Source organism: Acidisphaera sp. S103, assembly GCF_009765975.1.
In the GTDB taxonomy this organism is placed as follows: Bacteria; Pseudomonadota; Alphaproteobacteria; order Acetobacterales; family Acetobacteraceae; genus Rhodopila.
The window spans coordinates 14,296-18,679 of the sequence record NZ_LMUJ01000043.1 but is presented as its reverse complement, the minus strand read 5'-3'; the positions used below and the strand labels follow the sequence as shown (position 1 = coordinate 18,679).

Sequence of the window (4,384 nt, the reverse complement as noted above, 5' to 3'; positions counted from 1 at the left end):
CGATTTCGGCACCCTGTCCTGGCCAGACCGCGAACCAATGGTCGCCCTCAACACCATGCTCGCCGCCGACGGCGCCGCCCTGCACGTCCCCGCCAAACACGACGCCGGCACAGTGCAGCTGATCAGCATCGCCACCACCGACGCAGACAACCATCCACGCCACCACATCCGCCTCGACGCAAACGCCAAACTGACACTGGTAGAAATCTCAGCCGGGCAGGGGACCTACCTTCTGAATACCGTCGCCGAAATCCACGTCGCCCAAGGCGCCCGCCTAACCCATATCCGCCTCCAGGACGAAGCCCAAACCGCCTTCCACGTCTCCACCACCTACGCGGACGTGGAAACCGACGCGACCTACGACAGCTTCACCCTAAACCTCGGCGCCCGCCTCTCCCGCACCGAAGTCCACACCCAACTCACCGGCCCCGGCGCCGTCGCGCACCTCAACGCCGCGCAGATCCTGGCCGGCACGCAGCATGCCGACTTCACCACCGTGGTCGGTCACACCGCCCCCAAATGCACCTCCCGCCAGACCGTGAAAAACGTCCTGGCCGGCCGCTCCCGCGGCGTCTTCCAAGGAAAGATCGAGGTCGCCCGGGACGCCCAGAAAACCGACGGCTATCAAATGAATCAGGCGCTGCTGCTGTCACCCGACGCCGAAATCGACTCCAAGCCGGAACTTGAAATCTTCGCCGACGACGTAAAATGCAGCCACGGCGCCACCGTAGGCGAACTGGACTCGGAACAGCTCTTCTACCTCCGCAGCCGCGGCATCCCGGACGCCGAGGCCCGCTCCATCCTGGTCAGGGCCTTCCTCGCCGAAGCCCTCGACGCGGTAACCGACGACTCCATCCGCGCCATACTGGAAACCGCCGTCGAACGCTGGTGGGAAAGACAAGCAGCATGAACGTCATGACCAACCCCGCCGTGTTCGACGTCGAGCGCATCCGCCAGGACTTTCCCATCCTGACGCAGACCATCCGCGGCAAACCCTTCGTGTTCCTTGACAGCGCCGCCTCCGCCCAAAAACCGCGCGTCGTGATCGACGCCATGGTCCACGCCATGGAAACCCAATACGCCAACGTCCACCGCGGCCTGCACTGGATGAGCGAGCGCACCACCGAGGCCTACGAAGCCGCCCGAGACGCCGTCGCCGCCCTCATGAACGCCAACGACCGTTCGGAGATCGTCTTCACCGGCAACAGCACCGGCGCGATCAACCTCCTCGCCCACAGCTACGGAAGAGGCATCCTGAAACCCGGCCAGGCCGTGTTGATCTCCGGCATGGAGCATCATTCCAACATCGTCCCCTGGCAGTTGCTGCGCGACAGCCACGGCATCGAACTCCGCGTCGCCCCCATCACCGATGCCGGCGAACTCGACATGGCGGCCTACGAGGCCCTGCTAAGCGACGGAAAAGTCGGCCTGGTGGCGATGACCCACATGTCCAACGTCCTCGGCACCGTCACGCCAGCCGACAGGATCGTCCGCCTCGCCCACGCAAACGGCGCCAAAGTGATGTTCGACGGCTCCCAGGCCATCGTCCACCGCAAGGTCGATGTCCAAGCGCTCGATTGCGACTTCTATGCCTGGACCGGCCACAAGCTCTACGGCCCCACCGGCATCGGCGTCCTCTGGGGCAAGCGCGACCTGCTGGAGCGCATGCCCCCGTTCATGGGCGGCGGCGACATGATTTCGTCGGTGACCTACGAACAGTCCACCTGGGCGGCCGTCCCGCATAAATTCGAGGCCGGCACCCCCGCCATCCTGGAAGGCATCGGCCTGAAAGCCGCCATCGATTACGTCCAGGCGATCGGCTACGACGCCATGACCGCACACGAAGCCGCCTTGACCGAACACGCGCTGTCTCGCCTCGCCCCCATCGAGGGTGTCCGCATCATCGGCCAGGCCCAGGACCGCGGCGGCGTTATATCCTTCGTGCTGGACAAGGCACACGCCCACGACGTGGCCACCCTGCTGGACCGCCAGGGCATCGCCGTGCGTGCCGGCCATCATTGCGCCGAACCCCTGATGCACCGCTTCAACCTGGACAGCACGGCACGCGCCAGCTTCGGCATCTACACGACCCTGGCCGAGGTCGACGCACTGGCCGACGGCCTGATCCGCGTGCGAGAATTCTTCCAATGAGCCAAACCGACAATTTCGAGGACCTGCGCGACCTGTACCAGGAAGTCATCCTGGATCACGGCCGCAAGCCACGTCACGCCAAGCGCCTGGAAACCTTCGACGCCACTGCCAAGGGCGACAACCCGATGTGCGGCGACCGCGTGCAGGTCTGGCTGAAATTGGACGCCGATTCCATCGGCCAGGTCGGCTTCGAGGCCCGAGGCTGCGCCATCAGCGTCGCCTCCGCCGACCTCATGGCCGAAACCGTCCAAGGTCGCGCCACAACCGACACCAGGGCGCTGTTCGAGGCCTTCCGCACCATGGCCCGCACCGGCGCCTGTCCGGATTGCGCCCCCGCACTGGCAGACCCGATGGAACGCCTCGCCCCACTGGCCGGCGTGCACGAATATCCGTCCCGGGTGAAGTGCGCGACACTTCCCTGGCACGCCCTGATCGCTGCGCTTGACGGCGCGCAGGAGGCAAGCAGTGAATGACACGACGCCCCCAACCGCCTGGACCCCCGACGGCGAAATCCCCATGACCGAAACACCCGCGCTACCCGGCGAGGACACGCTGATCGAGGCGATCGCCACGGTCTACGACCCGGAAATCCCGGTGAATATCTACGAACTCGGCCTGATCTACGCCGTGGAGATCAACGACGACGGCGGCGTGAAGGTCGAGATGACCCTCACCGCCCCCGCCTGCCCCAGCGCCCAGGAACTGCCGGAGCAAGTGCAGAACGCCGTGCTGATGGTCCCCGGTGTCACCTCCTGTCACGTCGAAACCGTATGGGACCCACCCTGGGACCCCTCCCGCATGTCCGAGGAAGCTCGGCTTCAGTTGAATATGTTCTGATCGATCACGACATAGGTCACACCATGAGCACCACGACCACCGCCCCCCGCAAGACCCGCGCCCTGCCGCCGCTGATGACCCTGACGGATGCCGCCGCCGAACGCCTCCAGCGGCTCTACGCCAAGGGCGAGCAAGGCAAGCTGCTGCGCATCGGCGTGAAGGCCAAAGGCTGCTCCGGAATGTCCTACGACATGTCCTGGACCGACGAACCGGCCCCCACGGATGAGGTTGTGAAGGACAAGGACCTCACCGTCCTGGTGGACCGCAAGGCAACGCTGTTCCTGATCGGCACGGTGATGGACTACGAGGTGAAAAGCATGACCTCCGGCTTCACCTTCACCAATCCCAACGAAAAAGGCCGCTGCGGCTGCGGCGAAAGCTTCCACGTCTGACGCCGGACCGGCTTCACCCACGACGGCGTGAAGCCATCCGCTCGATATCGAGCATGACACCGGTTGTTGAAGCAACGTTACGCCCGCCCGCGGGGTTTTATCTCTGTCTGACTGGCATCGTGCCACACAACAGGGAGACTTCCCGTGAACAGCATCATCTACATTATCGGTCTCGTCGTCGTCGTTGTCGCCGTCCTGAGCTTTCTGGGGCTTCGTTGATACGGCTTGATAAAATATGCTTGTATCGACACAGGACAATACAAGCATAACATCACCGGCCGTTAGGATCGCCTCTTCGATCGGCCCCATCCGTCATGCCTATGCAGATCGGCATCCAAACCTTTGATCCGCAAAAACAAAGGCGCGGATAGCAGGTCTTCGCCCACCATGACGGTTATGCGGCGATCCCGAAGGTCAATGACGACGCCGGTATAAATCCTGGCGATCACCGCGCATCCTCCAAACACCAATCGTCCGAGGCCCCGCGGGACCTCGGACGACGAAGCCTCTATCACGACGGCTGTAACGTGCCGCCTCGGTCCTCAGCCATTATTGGCGAAGTGATAATCCGGCATCGACGTCAGTTGCTCCTTCGTCGTGCCAGGCAGAACCACCTTGTTATCGCTGCTGCCCTTGGTATTGCCGAACTGCAGCTTGTCGAACGGAACCGCCACCAGCTTGGCGTTCATCCCCAGGAAACCGCCGACCGACAGCACCGCGTGAATGGAATGATCGCTGCCGATCACCAGATCGTCGACACTGCCGATCTTCTCATTCTGGTCGTTGTAAACGGAAGACCCGACGATCTTGCTGGTCCGCATCCCGCCATTGTCGGTCATGACGGTGTTGCGCGCGGACGGGGTATTATAGCCGCCGCCGGTTGGGCTGCCCGCCGTATCATGCGTCGCCGGCGCGCTCGTCGCGGCCATGGAATGGTTTTGCGACGGCGGGGCAGGGGTCTGTGCCATCGCCGGCAGGACGAAGGCCGCAGCCATCAGCGAAGC

General features: G+C 63.8%; 6 protein-coding genes. 5 read left to right on the top strand and 1 reads right to left on the bottom strand.

All coding sequences use genetic code 11. The annotated features are described in order from the left end of the window. From sufD to GSQ89_RS11925, 5 genes are all read left to right on the top strand, one after another. Positions 1-910, top strand: a 910-nt coding sequence (gene sufD, locus GSQ89_RS11945; protein ID WP_158925344.1) for a Fe-S cluster assembly protein SufD, incomplete at its 5' end; no start/stop codon positions are given. Then, entirely contained in the window at positions 907-2,151 is a 1,245-nt protein-coding gene (locus GSQ89_RS11940) for an aminotransferase class V-fold PLP-dependent enzyme (protein ID WP_371734244.1), read from the top strand. The genes sufD and GSQ89_RS11940, both read left to right, overlap by 4 nt. Next, positions 2,148-2,624: a Fe-S cluster assembly sulfur transfer protein SufU gene (gene sufU, locus GSQ89_RS11935; RefSeq protein ID WP_158925342.1), complete on the top strand. Its 477-nt coding sequence runs from the start codon at positions 2,148-2,150 to the stop codon at positions 2,622-2,624. Before GSQ89_RS11940 ends, sufU begins: the two co-directional genes overlap by 4 nt. A gap of 43 nt (positions 2,625-2,667) precedes the next feature. Beyond that, positions 2,668-2,988, top strand: coding sequence for an SUF system Fe-S cluster assembly protein (locus GSQ89_RS11930; protein WP_158925385.1), 321 nt, complete (start codon positions 2,668-2,670; stop codon positions 2,986-2,988). 23 nt (positions 2,989-3,011) lie between these two features. Further along, positions 3,012-3,380 (top strand): iron-sulfur cluster assembly accessory protein, encoded by a 369-nt coding sequence (locus tag GSQ89_RS11925; protein WP_158925340.1) that lies wholly within the window; start codon positions 3,012-3,014, stop codon positions 3,378-3,380. 542 nt (positions 3,381-3,922) lie between these two features. Here the strand turns inward: GSQ89_RS11925 and GSQ89_RS11920 are convergent. Beyond that, a partial coding sequence (locus GSQ89_RS11920; RefSeq protein WP_216856125.1) for a PRC-barrel domain-containing protein occupies positions 3,923-4,384 on the bottom strand: 462 nt, incomplete at its 5' end.

Excerpts from the sequence above, each read along its gene's own strand:
- GSQ89_RS11940 (WP_371734244.1), top strand. The coding sequence starts at position 907 with ATGAACGTCATGACCAACCCCGCCGTGTTCGACGTCGAGCGCATCCGC.
- sufU (WP_158925342.1), top strand. The coding sequence starts at position 2,148 with ATGAGCCAAACCGACAATTTCGAGGACCTGCGCGACCTGTACCAGGAA.
- GSQ89_RS11930 (WP_158925385.1), top strand. The coding sequence starts at position 2,668 with ATGACCGAAACACCCGCGCTACCCGGCGAGGACACGCTGATCGAGGCG.
- GSQ89_RS11925 (WP_158925340.1), top strand. The coding sequence starts at position 3,012 with ATGAGCACCACGACCACCGCCCCCCGCAAGACCCGCGCCCTGCCGCCG.